This window comes from Enterococcus sp. AZ035 (assembly GCF_050548325.1).
In the GTDB taxonomy this organism is placed as follows: domain Bacteria; phylum Bacillota; class Bacilli; order Lactobacillales; family Enterococcaceae; genus Enterococcus; species Enterococcus faecalis.
Genome location: NZ_CP172958.1, coordinates 1,760,675 through 1,780,163, shown reverse-complemented (window position 1 = coordinate 1,780,163; position 19,489 = coordinate 1,760,675). Strand labels below are relative to the sequence as shown.

Genomic DNA, 19,489 nt, shown 5'->3' with positions numbered 1-19,489 from the left:
GAGCGAAGAAACGTGAAAGTTATTGATACAAAATTACAAGATGTCAAAATTATCGAAATGGATGTTTTCGGTGATCATCGTGGCTTTTTTACAGAAAGTTATTCCAAAGCTAAATTTGCAGAACATGGATTAGACTTTGACTTTGTCCAAGATAATCATTCATTATCAACAGAAGCAGGTGTCTTGCGTGGATTGCATTTTCAAAAAGGCGAAGCTGCGCAAACAAAACTAATTCGCGTTGTAACAGGTGCGGTATTAGATGTGATTGTTGATATTCGTAAAGGGAGTCCAACCTATGGTCAATGGGAAGGCTACATTTTATCAGAACATAATCACCGTCAGCTTTTAGTACCAAAAGGTTTTGCTCATGGTTTTGTCACCTTGACACCGAACGTGAATTTTATGTACAAGTGTGACAATTACTACAATGCGGCAGCAGACGGCGGTATTGCTTTTAACGATCCAGCGTTAGCTATTGATTGGCCAATTGCGCCAGAAAAAGCGATTACGTCAGAAAAGGATCAAAAACATCCAACCTTAAAAGAATTTGAAGCGGAAAATCCGTTTATCTATGGCGAAATTTAAGAAAAAAGTAGGAGAGTTTCAATTATGAAAAAAATCATCGTAACAGGTGGAGCTGGTTTTATCGGCTCAAATTTTGTTCATTATGTTGTAAAGAATCATCCAGAAGTTCATGTAACTGTATTAGATAAATTAACGTATGCAGGAAATGAAAAAAATCTTGAAGGTCTACCGAGTGATCGCGTGGAATTAGTCGTAGGAGATATCGCTGATGCTGAATTAGTTAATCGTTTAGTCGCTGAAACAGATGCGGTTGTTCACTATGCTGCTGAATCGCATAACGACAACTCATTAAACGACCCATTCCCATTTGTACAAACCAATCTGATTGGGACGTACACATTGATCGAAGCTTGTCGTAAAAACAATGTTCGTTACCACCATGTATCGACTGATGAAGTTTATGGCGATTTACCTTTAAGAGAAGATTTACCAGGACATGGAGAAGGCGAAGGGGAAAAATTCACTGCCGAAACGCCTTACAATCCTTCAAGCCCTTATTCTTCAACAAAAGCAGGATCTGACTTGTTAGTCAAAGCGTGGGTCCGTTCTTTTAACTTACAAGCAACAATTTCAAACTGTTCAAATAACTATGGTCCATATCAACATATTGAAAAATTTATTCCTCGTCAAATTACCAATGTCTTAAGTGGCATTACACCAAAACTTTATGGTGCTGGTAAAAATGTTCGTGACTGGATTCATACAAACGACCATTCTTCGGCTGTTTGGGCAATTTTAACAAAAGGGCAAATTGGCGAAACGTATTTAATTGGAGCCGATGGTGAAGAAGACAATAAAACAGTGATGGAATTAATTTTAGAATTAATGGGACAACCCGTTGATGCCTATGAGCATGTCAACGATCGTGCAGGACATGACTTACGTTATGCGATTGATTCAACCAGATTACGCGAAGAATTAGGTTGGGAACCAGAATTCACGAATTTCCGTGAAGGCTTGGCAGAAACAATCAAGTGGTATACAGAAAATGAAGATTGGTGGCGTGCAGATAAAGAAGCTGTTGAAGCAAAATATGCACAAAATGGTCAGTAATTTTTTCTGACATGTGAGATAACAGTCGAAAGGCGATGGCAAAGTACAAAAGCTACTTTGCCCTGCCTTTTTTTCAAGAAGGAGCGAAAAAAATGATTTTAATTACTGGTGGAAATGGCCAATTGGGCACAGAATTACGTCACCTATTAGACGAACAAGGAATTGAGTATGTTTCAACGGATTCCACAGAATTAGATATTACTGATGCGGATAGTACGTTGGCAAAAGTGAAAGAAATTCAACCAAGCGTCATTTATCATTGTGCTGCTTATACAGCTGTTGATAAAGCAGAAGACGAAGGCAAGGAATTAGATGAAAAAGTGAATGTAGATGGCACACGTCATGTTGCAGAAGCTGCTAAAGCAGTGGGGGCGACACTTGTTTACGTAAGTACAGATTATATTTTTGATGGAACTAAAAAAGAAGGCGTCTATGCGATTGATGATCAACCGAATCCTTTAAATGAGTATGGTCGGACGAAGTTATTAGGTGAACAAGCGGTCCAAGAAATCCTGGACGACTATTATATTATTCGAACATCATGGGTATTTGGTCAATACGGTCATAACTTTGTCTTTACCATGCAAAAATTAGCGGAAACAAGAGACCAACTAACGGTAGTGGACGATCAGTTTGGCCGCCCAACTTGGACAAGAACGTTAGCCGAATTTATGGCATTTGTTATTGCAGAAAAAGCGCCATTTGGTGTTTATCATTTGTCTAATGAAAACAGCTGTAGCTGGTATCAGTTTGCTAAAGAAATTTTAAAAGATACTGAAGTGGAAGTACTGCCAGTGGATTCAACTCAATTTCCACAAAAGGCGCAAAGACCACAATATTCTGTCATGGATTTAAGTAAAACAGAAGCGTTAGGCTTTAAAATTCCTACTTGGCAAGAAGCCTTAGCACAAATGTTAGAAAATGTTCAACAATAAATTGTCTTGTGTAAGTGAGGGGTTTTGTTAGAGAAAAAGTGGAAAGGTGTTTCTCTTTATGAAGGTACTTTTAATCATTCCTGCTTACAATGAGGAAGAAAACATTTTGCGGACGATTGCTTCCATTGAAACATTTAAACAGGAAGTTACGCATTTTCAACATGAATTGGATTATGTGGTAATTAATGATGGCTCGACAGATGGAACCAAACAAATTTTAGAAGCCAACCAAATTAATGCCATTCATTTAGTGTTGAATTTAGGTATTGGCGGGGCGGTACAGACCGGCTATAAATATGCCTTAGAAAATGAGTATGATGTTGCGGTTCAGTTTGATGGTGATGGTCAACATGATATCAATAGTTTACCTATTTTACTGGAACCATTAGCAGAGGGTAAATGTGATTTTTCGATTGGCTCTCGTTTCATTCCTGGAAACGAAGCGGCTTTTCAAAGTACGAAAATGCGCCGTTTTGGTATTCGTTTGTTATCTTTTTGCATTCGAATGGCTTCTGGTAAAACAATTTATGATGTGACTTCAGGGTATCGAGCAGGAAATCGGAAAGTGATTGCTTTTTTTGCAAAGCGTTATCCGACAAATTATCCTGAGCCAGAATCGATTGTTCACTTAATTAAAAAACGTTTTGTGATTGTTGAAAGACCTGTCAATATGATGGAACGGCTTGGTGGTGTTTCTTCGATTCGTGCCTTGGCTTCTGTGAAGTATATGCTGGAAGTCGGCTCAGCAATTCTGATTGCTGCCTTTATGAAGGAGGGAGATTAATGCTACCAACCGTGTTATGGCTAGCTTTATTTTTATTTGCAATTGGCTTTTTCTTATACATTATTCGAGGGATTAATAAAAATATTTTTCTCCTAAAAAATGCTTTGATTTGGTTATTAATCTCAATTGTCTTAATTATTTTTGCTATTTTCCCGCATGTGGCAGAATGGTTAGCAATGGCCTTTGGGTTTGAAACAACATCAAACTTCTTATTATCAGCTGCGGTGATTGTCCTTTTAATCATGGAAATTAAAAATTCTGTGTTGATTTCAAAACACGAAAATCGTATTAAAACATTATTGCAAGAATTATCTATCATGAAATCTGAAGAAAAATGGGAGAATAGAGAGGGGAAAAATGACTAAAAACAATGATGTATTGGATGCCTTCAAATTTATTGCTGCATTAAGTGTAGTTGGAATTCATACCTTTCCCTCTAAATCTATTTTGGGTAGTGATTTGAAAATATTAGCCCGCTTTTCTGTTCCGTTTTTTTTCATAGTATCTGGATATTTTTTGTTTAAAAAAATTTCTTTTAGAGAAAAAGAAAAAGATAAAAAAATACTATTCAATTATATAAAAAGAATCTTAAAAGTATATCTTTCGTGGTTGATCTTTTACATTCCCTTCTTTATCGTATCTATTATGAATTTTGTTAAAGGGGAAATGGATTTAAGAGGAAAAATATCATTTATACTGAGCATATTATTAGGCTATGTCCCCAGAATAGGTGTTTCTTGGTATTTAATCGCATTAGTAATGAGTGTATTTATTATTTATTACATCCGAAGTTATTTTGGTGAGAAAGTATTATTAACAATTGGAATTGTTAGCTTTCTGATAGGAGTATTTACTTCTACTTATGGTAAGTGGTACTTTGACATTGAATGGATTAAACAAGTGCCTTTTTATGGTTCTATATCTTTTTCGATGATTTCTACGATTTGTTATGTGATTATAGGCTATTTTTTAGCAAACTATGTATTTGAAAAACCTTTAAATAATTTATTCTTAGTTTTAGGTATTGTTATTTTTTCTTATGTAGGACTAAAGGAAGTGAAATTTGCGCAACAATTAGGTGTTTTTTATGATGCACAAAATTATTTTACGTTACCAATAGTTGCTGTGTTAGTGGTTATTTTAAGTTTTAATTTAGAAAATATACGTATTCCTGGAAGTGACTTTTTAAGAAAATCTAGTATTATTATTTATTTAGCGCAAAATCCGATAAAATATTTACTATTTTATGCAGCTAGTCAATTAGGGATTCAAAAGTTAACGTACGATAACTTTAAAACATATATTGTACAAGTTTTTTTGTTAATTGTTTTTAGTTATATTATCATTAAATTAAGTGAACTGAGACAGTTTTATTGGCTTAAAAATCTATATTAAATAAAACAACAAAGACCTTAAGTTGGAGTTTAAGGTCTTTGTTGTTTTATTTAAGATTCATAATCACAATGCCGACAATAATAACCACAGCACCAATAAGGGCATTCGTTGTGATTGTCTCTTTTAGAATAAGATTTGAAGCAATTAAAATAGCGATGTTTGTACAGGCAACGCCTAAAGGAACAATGTAAGAAACATCGGAACGACTAATAATTAACATCCATAAAATAAAACTAATTAAATAACAAAATAAACCTAATAAAGATATAAGTGAGATATTCATTGAAAAGATTGTTTGTTGGAGTTGGATGTTCAAACTGCTAGAACCTAGTTTAAATAAGACCAGACCAGCAGAAGACAGAAATACGTAAATAATAAAAAGAACCATAATTTCCCTTCTCTCAAAAATAATTTCCGTGCAAAAAAATGCAAGACCTCCATTATTGTAGCATAATCTCCTAAAAATTGGACAAGATTTTTTAATATAGCGAAATCAGTTAAATTTTTCTTTATAAAAAGGGGTCTACTATTGAAAAGCTAGGCGTTTATCGATAAAATAGAAATGTTGTTTAAAATGGCATTTTTGTATCCAAAAATTTTAGATAAAAATAGTTTATTACGGAAGGAATAAGTATATGTTTAAAGAAACATTTTCAATTTTCAAGAATATTTTTCAGAACAAAAAATTGTTATTACAATTTTCATTTAATGATTTTAAGGCCAAGTATGCTGGTTCAGCACTAGGAATTGTCTGGGCGTTTTTAACGCCATTAGTAACTGTTTTGACGTATTGGTTTGTCTTTTCTGTAGGCCTTCGTTCTAGAGCTGGCGACAATATGCCATTCATTGTCTATTTAGTAACAGGGATGGTACCTTGGTTCTTCTTTTCAGATTCGTTATTATCAGCCACGAATGTGTTTCGTGAATATAGTTATTTAGTTAAAAAAGTCGTGTTTAATGTACAAATTTTACCAACATCTAAAATTTTATCGAACTTGTACACCCACTTGTTTTTCATTCTAATTGGTTTTGTAATTACTACAGCTAACGGTTATTACCCAAGTCTGTACAGTTTGCAATTAATTTACTACTTAGCTTGTTTATTAGTCTTTTTAACAGCAATTACGTGGATTACTGCTTCAACACAACCATTTTTACCTGATATTATGCAATTTATCAATATCATTATGCAAACAGTTATGTGGACATTGCCAATTTTATGGCAACCAACTGGAATGATTGCGACAATCTTAAAAATCAATCCATTATATTATATTGTTCAAGGATACCGCGAATCTTATTTAGGTGGTGCATGGTTCTGGGAACATTGGCAATATAGCTTATATTTCTGGGGAGTTACTATTGTTTTACTATTAATTGGCTCAACCGTGTTTAGACGCTTAAAACCACATTTTTCAGATGTACTATAAGGAGAGAACGACATGTCAGAATATGCAATCGATATCCAACATATTACCAAAACATACAACATGTATAAAAAGCCGTCCGATCGGTTTAAAGAAGCGCTTAGTCCAACCAAAAAATCCTACCACGATTTGTTTTATGCGTTAGACGATGTCACGATGCAAATTAAAAAAGGCGAGATGATTGGTTTTGTCGGCGAAAATGGCTCTGGGAAATCAACCATGTTAAAAATTATTACAGGAGTACTAACACCAACCTCCGGGTCCATGGTGATTAATGGGAAAATTTCAGCGTTGCTTGAATTAGGTTCAGGTTTCAACCCTGAATATTCAGGATATGAAAATATTTTCTTAAATGGAATGGTCTTGGGTTTTTCCCGAGAAGAGATGGAAGAGCGTGTCCAAGATGTCATTGATTTTGCTGACATCGGCGATCATTTGTATCAACCAGTTAAAACGTACTCTAGTGGTATGTTTGTCCGCTTGGCTTTTGCGGTAGCCATTAACGTGGATCCCGATATTTTAATTGTCGATGAAGCGTTGGCTGTCGGGGATTTAGAGTTTCAATTAAAATGTATGGAAAAATTTACGGAAATTAAAAATTCTGGTAAAACAATTTTATTTGTTTCTCACGATGTAAACTCCATTCGTCGTTTTTGTGACAGAACTTTTTGGTTGCAACACGGGAAAGTCGTTGAATATGGAGATACGATGGACGTGACGACCAACTACGAAAACTTTTTGAAAAAGAAATCAATTAAAACGGTTGACCGCGAAGCGACCATGAAAGATGAAACCCCAACACCAGATATTATTGAAGTGGATCATGCGGAACTTTTAAATGCGGATTATGAACCATTAGAAATGGTAACGCAAGATGAAAAAGTGATTGTAAAAATTGAATATACTGTCAAAAATGACCAAATTAAGAAGCCTGTTTGTGGGGTCGCTATTCGAACAGTGGACAATCATTATGTCTGTGGCTTAAATACGTTGTTAGATGGCGTGCAAATTCCTTGGAAAAAAGGACGGAATGTTTTTTATTTAGAATATGAAAAAATGTCATTATTAACAGGTGAATATTATTTTGATATTGCTTTCTTTGAGGAACATGCAACAGTCCCATTAGTCTACAAAACAAAATACGTGACGATGTTTATTACCGGTCGTTATGCCGGAGAAGGAATTGTCATCTTAGATCATAAATGGAAGGATACGACAAAAGATGAAGTATGATTTTGAAATGGAAACAGACGAGAGTACCAGTGTTGGGAAAATCGTAGCACAAATCAAAGAAAATAGTGATGTCTTGGAATTTGGTCCAGGTAATGGGCGAATGACTAGCTATTTGATGGAAGAAAAAAAGTGCCAGGTCTCAATTGTTGAATTAGACAAAGAACTTTATGATCATGTCAGTCAATTTTCAACAGATGCCTTTTATGGCAATATTGATGAAAATGATTGGGTCGAATACTTTGCTGGTAAGACGTTTGATTATATCGTTTTTGCAGATGTGTTGGAACATTTAATGAATCCTCAAAGCGCCTTAGCAAAAGTCAAACCGTTTTTAAAACCAGGCGGTCAAATCTTAATCACTTTCCCTAATTTGGCGCATAATTCGGTCTTAATTGATTTATTTAATAATCGTTTAACGTGGAATGAAACTGGGCTGTTGGATGCTACGCATAAATCATTCTATTTACAAGAAGGATTTGAAAAAGTTTTTGCAGAAGTTGGTTTATACATTGCCAAAGAAGATTTTACATTTAATCAAGTTGGCTACAACGAAATTCCTACGACGTATGAAGCGTTACCTGTAGAAGTGCAAGCAGCTTTTAAAGCGCGTCCCTTTGGCGAAGTGTATCAGTACTTTTTTGCCTTGACTGCTGAACCAGTAGAACAGCCAGAGCGAGTGACACCAGTAAATTCATACAATGAAAAAAACGTTCATATTTTAATTAATTGCGGCGAAGAAAAAGAGACTGAGTTGGATCAACCAGTTGATTTACAAAAACCTGAAACAAAACAGTTCCAACTGAAGATACCAGAAGACGTCCAACTGATAAAATTATTCCCAAGTTTAACGGGGGCAATTGTTAAATTATCCATGACGATAGACGGCGAGACAGTCCCAGTCGCAGCCACGAATGCTTTTCTGGTACAAGAGAATATCTATTATTTCTTAGATACGCAAGTACCTGTAATCGAAGTAACCGATGCACAAATGGCAGGCAAAGACCTGACAGTAGACATTGATTATTTCTTTGAAGGCAACTATTCAGAACGTGAAAATACCTTTATTCATGCACTGTTAGATGAAAGAAATCAATTTTTAGAAGAAATGAATAAACAGACGGAGACTGCCCCTATGCCTACTGGAAAATATAAACGAATCACGTTAACTAAATTTGATAAAATGATTAATTTAACCATCGATGATATTGCTCGCGATGTAGAAAATAACGTTTCTGTTATCAGAGGGTGGGCGTATGACAAACAAACAAATTATCCGCTAAGATTCAGCATTGCAGAAGCTAGTGAATCAGTCACTTATACGGTGGAAACAGAATACCGTCGTGATGTTATTGATATGTTTGAATTAGAAGGCGATCAAGATTATGGTTTTGTAATTACGATTAAAGATCCAGAAGATTTACCAGCCTACACGTTAAACATTGACACCAAATCAGGCCAGAAGGTTCAATACGTGGTGGAGCGTCCAAACATGGTTCAACCAGGCACGAAATTTGATCGAGCATGGCGTTCGATTCAGACACGTGGTTTGATGGGCTCAGTGAAGTGGTACTTTAAACGACAAGAAAAAGCAGAAGCCCCTGTTGACGTGGAGGCAGTTTTAGCGGAAATTAAAACGTTCCAATTTCAGCCTAAAATTTCTGTCGCTGTGCCTGTTTATAATGTCGAAGAAAAATGGCTTGCAGCGTGCGTCTCTTCTTTACAAAATCAGTACTATGAAAATTGGGAGTTATGTTTAGCAGATGATGCATCGCCAAGCGAACATATTAAGCCAATGCTAGAAAAATATAAAGAACTAGATCAACGAATCAAAGTTATTTATCGCGAAGAAAACGGACATATTTCAGAAGCAACTAACTCAGCTTTGTCGATTGCTACTGGCGATTTTATTGGTTTCATGGATAACGATGATGAATTAGCGCCACAAGCATTATATGAAGTGGTCAAAGCTTTAAATACAGACCCAACGATTGATTTTCTTTATACTGATGAAGATAAAATTACAGAAAATGGTCGTCGCTTCAACGCGTTTTACAAATCGGACTGGAATCCAGAACTGATTTTAAATCATAATTACATTACACACTTTGTTGTTGTGAAACGTGATTTATTAGAAAAAGTAGGCGGATTGAACTCAGCATATAACGGCGCTCAAGACTATGATTTCGTATTGCGAGCAACGGAACAAGCAACGAAAATCAAGCACATTCCTGGTATGATGTATCATTGGCGTGCCATTGAATCATCGACTGCTCTAAACCCTGAAAGCAAAGGTTACGCCTATGTGGCTGGTCAAAAAGCGGTTCAAGCGGCGACGGAACGCCGTGGCTTAAAAGCACAAGTAGAGATTGCCGAATTTTATGGTTCCTATAAAATTAACTATCTTTATGATCATGTGCCGATGGTATCATTGATTATTACGAATGATACAGAGAATATGAGTAGCTACTTACGTCAATTATTAGAAAAAACTGCCTATACAAATTATGAAATTCTATTGCCTGCACGCTTCGAGAATCAAATAAATATCCAAAATGACCGTCTTCGTTATGTTTCAACAGAAACTCGTCATGGCATGATTCAAGCTGCTAAGGGAGAATATGTGGCTTTATTAAATGCTGGATTGGTACCAACGAAAAATGATTGGTTAAAAGAGTTAATGAACATTGGTCAACAAGAGACCTCTGGTTTAGTGACTGGCCGCGTAGTTGACGCACGCTATCGCGTGGAAACAGTGGGAGTATCAGTTGATACAGACAAAGGTCGATTACTTTATCCTGAAAAAGGAACCCCTGGTAAAAGCTTAGGTTACTATTACAGAATTGCTTTACCAAGAAATATTCAAGCAGCAACTGAAGACTGCTTACTATTCAACAAACAACTTTACCTAAATTTAGAAGGAATTAACGAAAGCTTAGGAAAAGAATGGATGGGTGTCGATTTATCGTTACAATTTGCTAGCGCTGGTAAACGAAATGTATATGTGTCCTATGCAATTTTGAAAGCAGACGAAAAAATGCAAAACCATGATAAAAAAGGATCTTATAAAGAACTTGCGGAAAAATGGACCGCGGAAGCTTTAGTTGATCCCTACCGAAATCCGAAACATCTATAAGGAGAATGCACATGAATGAAGACATTAAGGTGATCTTTGATAGTATCTATCGCGACAAAACAACAAATAATTTAACCATTACAGGTTGGGCGTTAGATACAATCACTAAAGAAAGCCCAACTTTCACAATTAATAATGAAAACCAAGTGTCCGCTTATAACATTCAGCGCGTTTTACGTGAAGATGTTAATCAAATTTATCAAACAGAGCCTGCGATTGAAGCTGGCTTTGTTGTTACACTTGAAGGAATTAAACAAAAAAAAGTACTCCCTTTTCATTTTCAATCATCAGCACATGTTATAACGGTGGATTTTCCCTTGAATAAAAAATATCCAGTGATTCCAGGGACAGAAGATAAAGTAACTCGTCTTTGGATAAAAGCCAAAAAAGGATTTAAGTATATGGCTAAAAATGGTATTTCTCATACCATTCAACGAGCGAAAATTGAGAAACTAAGAAATCAAGCTTCGTATCCTAACTGGTTAGCTAGAAATGAAGTACTAGACATAGAAGCGATGACGCAAGAAATCGCAACATTTCATTATCAGCCTAAAATTTCCATTGCGATGCCAGTGTATAATGTTGAAGAAAAATGGCTTCGGTTGTGCATTGATTCTATTTTGAATCAAGTCTATACTAACTGGGAATTATGTATGGCCGATGACGCCTCAACAGATCCTAATGTCAAAAAGATTTTAACAGAGTACCAGCAATTGGATGAGCGAATTCGGGTCGTCTTTCGTGAACAAAATGGTCATATTTCCGAAGCAACCAACTCTGCTTTAGCGATTGCTACCGGAGAATTTGTCGCCTTACTAGACAACGATGATGAATTAGCGATCAATGCTTTTTATGAAGTGGTTAAAGTGCTGAATGAAAACCCAGAACTGGATTTAATTTATAGTGATGAAGATAAGATTGACATGGATGGAAATCGTTCTGATCCAGCCTTTAAACCAGATTGGTCACCTGATTTACTTTTAGGAACGAATTACATTTCGCATTTAGGCGTGTATCGTCGGAGTATTCTAGAAGAAATTGGCGGCTTTCGAAAAGGTTACGAAGGTTCTCAAGACTACGATTTAGTCTTAAGATTTACTGAAAAAACGACAAAAGAACGCATCAAACATATTCCAAAAGTTCTTTACTATTGGCGGATGCTGCCAACCTCAACAGCAGTGGATCAAGGCTCCAAAGGTTATGCTTTTGAAGCGGGGCTAAGAGCCGTGCAAGATGCGCTCGTTCGTCGAGGAATTAATGGTCATGCAACGCATGGGGCGGCGAATGGCTTATACGATGTTTATTATGACATTGAATCTGAAAAGTTAGTCTCAATTATTATTCCAACTAAAAATGGCTATAAAGACGTACAACGTTGTGTTTCATCGATTATTGAAAAAACAACCTACCAAAATTACGAGATTATTATGGCTGACAATGGAAGTACAGATCCAAAAATGCACGAATTATATGCAGAATTTGAACAACAATTACCTGGTCGCTTTTTCGTTGAATCAATCGATATTCCATTCAATTTCTCAACTATTAACAATCGTGCAGCGAAAAAAGCGCACGGAGAGTATTTATTATTTTTAAATAATGATACCGAAGTGATTACAGAGAATTGGTTAACCTTGATGGTTTCATTTGCTCAGCAAGAACGGATTGGCTGTGTAGGTGCGAAATTATTGTATCCAAATAATACGGTCCAACACGCAGGCGTTATTTTAGGATTAGGTGGTGTCGCTGGACATGGTCATTATGGTTATCCCCATGGTGACTTAGGCTATTTTGGTCGGTTAGCTATTAATGTTAATTATTCAGCAGTAACTGCCGCATGCTTACTTATGAAAAAAGCAGATTTTGATGCAGTTGGTGGTTTTGAAGAAGCGTTTACCGTAGCTTTCAATGATGTTGATTTATGCTTGAAAGTCCAAGCTTTAGGACGTGACAATGTCTGGCTTCATGAAGCAGAGCTTTATCATTTTGAATCTCAAACTCGTGGATATGATGATAAAGGCAAAAAGAAAAAACGTTTTGAACAAGAAAAAGTGATGATGGAAGAAAAATGGGGACCTTTAATTGAAAATGATCCATTTTATAATCCTAATCTGACAAGGGATATTCCCAACTTTTCATTACGAATTGACTAGATGCAATTGCGGATGACGAAATGGAGCGAAAAGATGGAACAACAACTAACTACAAGAAAAGAAAAACAACCATTACGCAACCAAGCTGAGCAGAGTGCTCGCTTGGTTGATCATTTGTTACGCTGGCGCTATCTGCTAGCGGCAGTCATTTTTATTTTACTGGTCGCCTTTAAAGTCCATGGTAGTTCATTAAACATGTGGGATGCGTATGTTTCTGAATATGCGGATGGTCAAAAAAGTTCATTAATTGCTGGTGAACCAAGAGGTGTTCGCTCGGATGAATGGCTCGTTCAAACCCCATTTAGCCTCTCACAAACACAAACAGGTTTGAAAACACATAATGATGTGATTACGTTAAATGGGCAAGACATGGTGGTAGGCTATAATTCACCAGCGTGGAATTTGGCCACGTTAGCGAAACCTTTTACGTGGGGCTATGTACTATTAGGCAAAGAATATGGCTTATCATGGTATTGGAATCTTAAATTAATTGGCTTAATTTTATTTTCTTTTGAAATTGGCTTGATCGTCACACGGCGGAATAAATATTTAGCTTTGTTAGCAAGTGTTTGGATTCCGTTTTCTTCGGCCCTTCAATGGTGGTTTGTCTCGCCAGTTGGAGATTTAGTATTTTTTGGCTTAGGTTTTTTAGTGGGAATTTATAATTATTTCTATTATCATAGTAGTGTTCGACGTCGTGTCATTTGTGCGATAACGGCTGTTATTATGGCCTCAGGATTTGTTTTAGTTATTTATCCTGCGTTACAAGTACCACTTGGTTATTTGATTTTATTATTTTTAATTTTATTCTTTTTAGAATTTCGTAAAAAAATTAAGTTGGATAAGTGGGATGGGGTCCTGATAGGTGGGGCACTCTTGATGACGGCGATTATTGTTGGCGGATCGCTATATGGCTCATTGGATTCCTTAAAAGCAGTAATGGATACCGCTTATCCAGGAAAACGGGTAAGTTTAGGTGGCGATATGCCTAAACGCGATATTTTGTTATTTTTAACAAATTGGAAAATGCCGTTTCAAGATGTTCCATATTCCAATAATTCGGAAATCAGTAGTTTTTATCAATTATTTTTTGTTATTTTGCCGCTCTCACCATTTATTTTTTATAAAAAAATCAAAGAAAACATTTACGGTTTTGTCTTATTCGTGTATTGTTTATTTAACTTAGTTTGGATGAGCGTGCAATTTCCAACAATTTTTGCTAAGTTGACATTGTGGTCTTATGTGCCAGAACAACGGGCGATGTTATCCTTCGGGTTTGCCGCTGTGTTGTTAAGTTTATGGTTCATCGATTATTTATGGAATCGCCAAGCAAAAATTCCAATGATGGCCTGGTTAGGGGCGCTAGGATTAAATGTTGTTCTGTATTTCTTTGTTTTATATACGGGCAATTTACGGTTATACGTTACACGAATGGACATCATTGGTGTCTTAGTTGTCGCTACCGTTTTAATTGTTGCTTTATTTAAACGTTGGCGCACGTTATTTGTCCTTGTCTTATTAGGAATCATTATGGTTTCTGGTGCCTTTGTTAATCCGATTTCTCGAGGCGTTTCTGCTGTCTATAGTAAAAAATTAGCGGTAGAAGTGGAAGAAATTAACAAAAAAGACCCCAACCAATTGTGGGTGGGCGAACGCTTGATGTATGGCTATTTGCCAATGTTAGGTGTGCATACATTTAACGGTGTTGCTTTTACACCTGACTTAGAGGCTTGGAAACCATTAGATCCAAAAGGAAAAGACACATTTATTTATAATCGCTATGCGCACATCAATGTTGAAGTAGGAAATCAGGCCCCTGTTTTAGAGTTGATGCAAAAAGATGCGATTATTGCTCGTTTATCTCCAGAAAAATTAAAAGAATATGGGATTAAATATGCGGTCGTTTATAAACCATTAGAACCGTTAGACACACCAACGATTCATTTTGAAAAATTATATGGACCTGATCAGAACGGGGCATATATTTATCGAATAAACGACTAGTGATTCATTCATGGAATGAGGTTTGAATATGGGAAAAGTATTGAATAGAATCGGTCGACTTATTTTATTAGTAACAATGATCGGCTCGTATACGATGTGGGTCGTAGGAATTGATGCGCCAGTCACAAAATATATGTATGCCAATAGTTCAATTTTATTATTAATAGCAGTAATACTTGTACTGCTATTAAATTGTACGAAATTAAAATTTATTGACTGGCTAACCGTTGCGTTGGCGTTAGCCACCTGGCTCTTGTTTCACTTTACGGAATCAATCCGTCATAGCACAATGCAAACAGATACAATGATTCCTTTAATTATTTTGTTGGTCCTTTGTTTTAAAGTTTGTGTCTTTGACCGTGTGGATCAAACATTTTTATTAATTGTCTCTTTAGTTGCTTTGAGTGCGACTTTGTATCGGATGTCCGTGGAGTTGCCACAGTTGATTCCAGCAGACGAAATTTTTAAAGAATCAAATAAACTAGAAAGTATTTGGATTAATACCAATACGATTGGTGCAACGTTGATGTTTTCAACAATGATGGCCAGTAGTTTGATCAAAGCATATAGAAATAAGGTTTTTAACCTGCTGCTTTTACCTGTATACATTGGTGGTGTTTTAGGTACATGGGTCAGTCAATCAAAAACCTCTTTTGCCATTTTAGTTGGTTTTATTCTGGTGGATAATCTTTTACCAAAACGTTTCTTGCAACGTTCGAAAGTTTGGCTGTTTGGTTTTGTCGGAGTAGCTGCATTGGGACCATTGTTATTTTACTTATGTGCGGAATCGGATACTGTTGATTTATTTACAGGAAGAGAACGAATTTGGCATGAGTTTTTTGCTAAATGGTTATCTGATCCTCAACATATTAAAGTCGGTATGGAGCCTTTTGTGGCCTCATGGAAACCGCTGGGGACACATAATGCTTTTCTATTTACGTTAAGTAATTTTGGTGTCATTGGCTATCTGATTTTATTTGGTTTTTTAGTCAGTATGATTTTATTGATTGGTTTCCGCAAAAAAACATTGGATCGTTTGCAAGTTAGTTTACTTTTAGGCTTCCTTTTAATCTGGATTCATTCATTTATGGAAGATATTTTATTAGCGCCTCATTGGATGCCGATTGTTTATAGTTTCCTTGGGCTAGCCTTCTACTTCCGGCCAGAGAAAAAACGAGGAAGACATGAAAGACCAACGACACCTAAAAGAAGAAAACGAGTGAAACAAACAAGTCCTGTTAGCAATGAAGAGCGCCCGATAGCACCTGTTGACGAAGAGGGCTGGGACCAACCTGAAGAATTAAGTCGTGTCCAAAGACATCGCAGATAATTTTCATCCTATAGAACTTTCTTGTCCGCTGACATTATGGTAATATAGGGGTTGCATGTTATTACAAATAATGTAATTACTGGAAGTGAAGAGAGGAAGTTTTTAATGACATCAAAAAGTGAATGGAGTAATGCAAGACGAATTGTAATTATTTTAGCAGACGTTTTGCTCTATAATTTATCAATCATCTTAGGGTTTATGGTGAAATTTGGCCGAGAAATTCCTTCATTTAACTTTGTGGCTTATGAAAAATCTGCAATTTACATTTCAATCTTTTTTATCTTTTTGAATTTGTTGTTAGGTTCGTATATTTTTTATAATCGCAAAATTAGTGACATCATTTTTGTCACGGTGATTGGTCAAATTTTAATGACTTTAACGATTATGATTGTGACATTTGCCGGACGTTGGTTTACGTTCCCGCGTTCTGTTTTAGGATATTCCTTTATAATCGGAATTATTGTTCTAAGTCTTTGGCGAATTCTTGTTTATTATCTTTACTTAAAGGTCAGCAATGAGCGAAAAGTTGTTTTACTAGGTAAAGAAAATCAAGTTATGCGGTCAATTCAAAACTTTATGTCTGATAAAAATAACAAGCATAAAGTAACGAGCGTTGTTGTCAGCAATTACTATGAAAACTTAAAAAAAATTATCGATGAAATCGATATTGTTTATATTTCAAGTAATGTTGATGAGAACGAAAAAGTAAAATTGTATCAATTAATTGTCAAACACAAGAAAAAAATCTTTTTAGATACAAGTTTTGAAAATCTAATTATGTTAAAACCAAACATGATGAACTTTGAAGATGAAAGTATTATCGAAGTCTCAAATTTTGAAATTCAACCAGAAGAGAATTTTATTAAACGTTTATTCGATATTTTAGTCTCTGTTTGCCTATTTGTGATTACCTCACCCTTAATGCTTATTGCAGCGATTTTAGTCAAAGCAACCTCACCGGGACCAGTGATTTACAAACAAACTCGGATTACATTAGATCAACGTGAGTTCTCGATTTTAAAATTTAGAACGATGTCGGCAACAGCGGAAGCAAAATCAGGTCCAGTCTTATCTACAAGTAACGACAGTCGCGTCACTACAGTTGGTAAATACTTGCGTGCTTTACGTATTGATGAGTTGCCACAACTAATCAATGTTATTCGCGGGGATATGTCCATTGTCGGACCACGTCCTGAACGACCATTCTTTGTTGATCAATTTAATCAGGAAAACCCGAATTACTATTTACGTCACAATGTACGTGCGGGGATTACCGGCTATGCCCAAGTTTATGGGAAGTATGCTTCTGACTACAATAGTAAATTGAACTTTGATTTACTGTACATCAAGAATTATTCATTGCTATTGGATATGAAAATTCTGCTTCAAACCATCAAAATTCTCTTTGATAAAGTATCATCAAGAGGATTGGATGAGTCTGAAGAACGTGAAGAATTGACGATGGATTATTGTAAAGAGAATGCTATTAGAATTTACCGTTAAAAGTTTGAGACATAAGTTATTTAAGCTTATGTCTCAAACTTTTTTTGGAAACAAGGAACGTTGAAATAATAAAAGAGCTATGCGATAATATAAACTGTTACATTCTTACATAAAATGCAACGAGGAGTGAACAAATGGAAACAGCACTTGTTTCAATTATTATGCCCATGTACAATGCTGGCAAATTTTTATCAAAATCTATTGAAAGCGTTCTGGAACAAACCTATCAGAATTGGGAATTATTACTCATTGATGATGGAAGTAAAGATGATTCTATTGATATTGCACTTGCCTTTATGGAAAAAGATTCAAGAATCTTTTTACTGAAAAATGAACAGAACATGGGCATTGCAAAGACCAGAAATAAAGGAATTGAAGCTTCAAAGGGACAATATATTGCCTTTTTAGATAGTGATGATTTATGGCTTCCTAATAAATTAGAAGTTCAAGTCAAGTGGATGGAAGAAAAAAAACTTTTATTTACATGTAGTTCTTATTTTGTATGTAATGAAAATGGCAACATTACTCATGAGCGTAATTTTAGTGAGGGACCACAAACCTATCAAGATCTTTTAAAAACAAATACTATCGGCTGCTTAACAGTCGTAGTCGAATCTAATCTGCTTAAACGCCATTTAATGCCGGATTTAAAACATGAAGACTATGCTACTTGGTTAAACATTTTGAAAGAAATAAATACGGTCTATTTTATTAACGAAAAATTAGCCATTTATCGTAAGCTAACCACCTCTACATCTTCTAACAAATGGAATACAATCAGTTGGGTTTGGAAAATTTTGCGTCAAAATGAACAGTTTTCAGTTATTAAAAGTTCATTCTACTTAATGCGTTTTTTATTCTATACAACATTTAAATATGCAAAGAATGAATAGGGAGGAAAAGGAAAAGTGGAACAAACAACACAGACGCAATTAGTAGAAATTCAACAAGTCGTTTTACGCATGTCAAAATATTTTGTGGCTTTTTGTGAAGAACATAATCTAACCTGTTATTTTTGTGGAGGCGGTTGTATCGGAGCAATCCGCAGTCAAGGTTTTATTCCATGGGATGATGACTTAGATTTCTTTATGCCAAGACCAGATTATGAAAAATTGAAAGTGCTTTGGCCTAAATATGCAGATACAGAATGTTATCCATTGTTAGTTGCTTCAAAAACTTATAATGATCATAATTCATTTATGACAATTAGGGATGCACAGACAACGTTTATTAAAACCTATCAAGATGGATTAGCGATTCCTCATGGTATTCCTATCGATATTTTTCCTTTAGATGGTGCGCCAAAAGGAAATTTTCAAAGGAAGAAACAAAAAATTTGGGCATTAATTTATGCTTTATTCTGTTCACAAGTGGTACCAGAAAAACATGGTGGCATTTTAGCAACGGGGAGTCGGGTATTATTGAATATCTTTCCATCGAAAAAGGTTCGCTATCATATTTGGCGCTTTGCTGAAAAAAGAATGACTAAGTATTCCTTCGGCTCCACTCCTTATGTTACAGAATTATGTGTCGGACCACGCTACATGGGTAATATTTATCATTTGGAAGATTTTAAATCTGCTATTTTTGTTCCATTTGAAGATACAAAAATGCCAATACCAGTGGGCTACAAGCGCTACTTAACAGAGGTTTTTGGGGATTATATGCAATTGCCACCAGAGGAAGATCGCCAACCCCATCATGAAGCGCTAATTGTTGATACTAAAAAATCGTACACAGAATATCTTAAAAAATAAATAAAAGATGAAAACAATCGATTAAAGATCTGTTTTCATCTTTTTACCATTTAAAAGTAAAAAATTGATATAGGAATGTTAAAAAAGCGTAATTGAATTTGAAATAAAGGTATGAGATAATAATTGGTGTTAGTTTTAAAATGTGAAAACAATTAGTTGAAGGTTATAGGATACACATTTTTGAGAGCGAATGGCAA

Annotated in this window: 16 protein-coding genes; 15 read left to right on the top strand and 1 reads right to left on the bottom strand. The window is 35.5% G+C overall.

Going from position 1 to position 19,489, the window contains the following annotated elements; translation table 11 throughout:
- The first annotated feature begins 12 nt into the window (after nt 1-12).
- From rfbC to IGL32_RS08565, 6 genes are all read left to right on the top strand, one after another.
- The gene (rfbC, locus tag IGL32_RS08590) at nt 13-585 is read left to right on the top strand and encodes a dTDP-4-dehydrorhamnose 3,5-epimerase (RefSeq protein WP_002356893.1); all 573 of its coding nucleotides are present in this window, start codon (nt 13-15) and stop codon (nt 583-585) included.
- Between the two features lie 24 nt (nt 586-609).
- Complete coding sequence (rfbB, locus tag IGL32_RS08585; protein ID WP_002359895.1) at nt 610-1,638, top strand: dTDP-glucose 4,6-dehydratase; 1,029 nt, start codon at nt 610-612, stop codon at nt 1,636-1,638.
- A gap of 92 nt (nt 1,639-1,730) precedes the next feature.
- Nucleotides 1,731-2,573: a dTDP-4-dehydrorhamnose reductase gene (gene rfbD / locus IGL32_RS08580; protein ID WP_002356895.1), complete on the top strand. Its 843-nt coding sequence runs from the start codon at nt 1,731-1,733 to the stop codon at nt 2,571-2,573.
- 58 nt (nt 2,574-2,631) lie between these two features.
- The gene (locus tag IGL32_RS08575) at nt 2,632-3,357 is read left to right on the top strand and encodes a glycosyltransferase family 2 protein (protein WP_002366952.1); all 726 of its coding nucleotides are present in this window, start codon (nt 2,632-2,634) and stop codon (nt 3,355-3,357) included.
- On the top strand, nt 3,357-3,722 hold the full coding sequence (locus tag IGL32_RS08570) for a DUF2304 domain-containing protein (protein WP_002359899.1): 366 nt from the start codon (nt 3,357-3,359) through the stop codon (nt 3,720-3,722). The genes IGL32_RS08575 and IGL32_RS08570 overlap by 1 nt, the downstream gene beginning before the upstream one ends.
- Entirely contained in the window at nt 3,715-4,752 is a 1,038-nt protein-coding gene (locus IGL32_RS08565; RefSeq protein WP_002359901.1) for an acyltransferase family protein, read from the top strand. Before IGL32_RS08570 ends, IGL32_RS08565 begins: the two co-directional genes overlap by 8 nt.
- A gap of 46 nt (nt 4,753-4,798) precedes the next feature.
- Here IGL32_RS08565 and IGL32_RS08560 read toward each other — a convergent pair whose 3' ends face one another.
- Nucleotides 4,799-5,140 (bottom strand): EamA family transporter, encoded by a 342-nt coding sequence (locus IGL32_RS08560; protein WP_002356899.1) that lies wholly within the window; start codon nt 5,138-5,140, stop codon nt 4,799-4,801.
- A 247-nt stretch (nt 5,141-5,387) separates the two neighbouring features.
- Here IGL32_RS08560 and IGL32_RS08555 point away from each other — a divergent pair, with 247 nt between their 5' ends.
- The 9 genes from IGL32_RS08555 (at nt 5,388) to IGL32_RS08515 (ending at nt 19,292) form a co-directional block, all read left to right on the top strand.
- Nucleotides 5,388-6,182 carry an ABC transporter permease gene (locus IGL32_RS08555; RefSeq protein ID WP_002356900.1) on the top strand — a complete coding sequence of 265 codons (795 nt, stop codon included), beginning with the start codon at nt 5,388-5,390 and terminating at the stop codon, nt 6,180-6,182.
- A 12-nt stretch (nt 6,183-6,194) separates the two neighbouring features.
- Nucleotides 6,195-7,412 carry an ABC transporter ATP-binding protein gene (locus IGL32_RS08550; protein WP_002356901.1) on the top strand — a complete coding sequence of 406 codons (1,218 nt, stop codon included), beginning with the start codon at nt 6,195-6,197 and terminating at the stop codon, nt 7,410-7,412.
- Nucleotides 7,402-10,545, top strand: coding sequence for a glycosyltransferase (locus IGL32_RS08545; RefSeq protein WP_085443818.1), 3,144 nt, complete (start codon nt 7,402-7,404; stop codon nt 10,543-10,545). The genes IGL32_RS08550 and IGL32_RS08545 overlap by 11 nt, the downstream gene beginning before the upstream one ends.
- Before the next feature lie 11 nt (nt 10,546-10,556).
- A complete protein-coding gene (locus tag IGL32_RS08540) occupies nt 10,557-12,698 on the top strand; it encodes a glycosyltransferase family 2 protein (protein WP_002378512.1) in 2,142 nt (713 codons plus the stop codon).
- Nucleotides 12,699-14,702, top strand: coding sequence for a DUF7657 domain-containing protein (locus IGL32_RS08535; protein WP_016615227.1), 2,004 nt, complete (start codon nt 12,699-12,701; stop codon nt 14,700-14,702).
- Nucleotides 14,703-14,730: 28 nt separating this feature from the next.
- Complete coding sequence (locus IGL32_RS08530; protein WP_010825374.1) at nt 14,731-16,032, top strand: EpaQ family protein; 1,302 nt, start codon at nt 14,731-14,733, stop codon at nt 16,030-16,032.
- A gap of 105 nt (nt 16,033-16,137) precedes the next feature.
- Entirely contained in the window at nt 16,138-17,535 is a 1,398-nt protein-coding gene (locus tag IGL32_RS08525; protein WP_002384306.1) for a sugar transferase, read from the top strand.
- Between the two features lie 134 nt (nt 17,536-17,669).
- Complete coding sequence (locus IGL32_RS08520; protein ID WP_002379610.1) at nt 17,670-18,428, top strand: glycosyltransferase family 2 protein; 759 nt, start codon at nt 17,670-17,672, stop codon at nt 18,426-18,428.
- Between the two features lie 15 nt (nt 18,429-18,443).
- The gene (locus IGL32_RS08515) at nt 18,444-19,292 is read left to right on the top strand and encodes a LicD family protein (RefSeq protein WP_002379609.1); all 849 of its coding nucleotides are present in this window, start codon (nt 18,444-18,446) and stop codon (nt 19,290-19,292) included.
- Nucleotides 19,293-19,489: the final 197 nt, after the last annotated feature.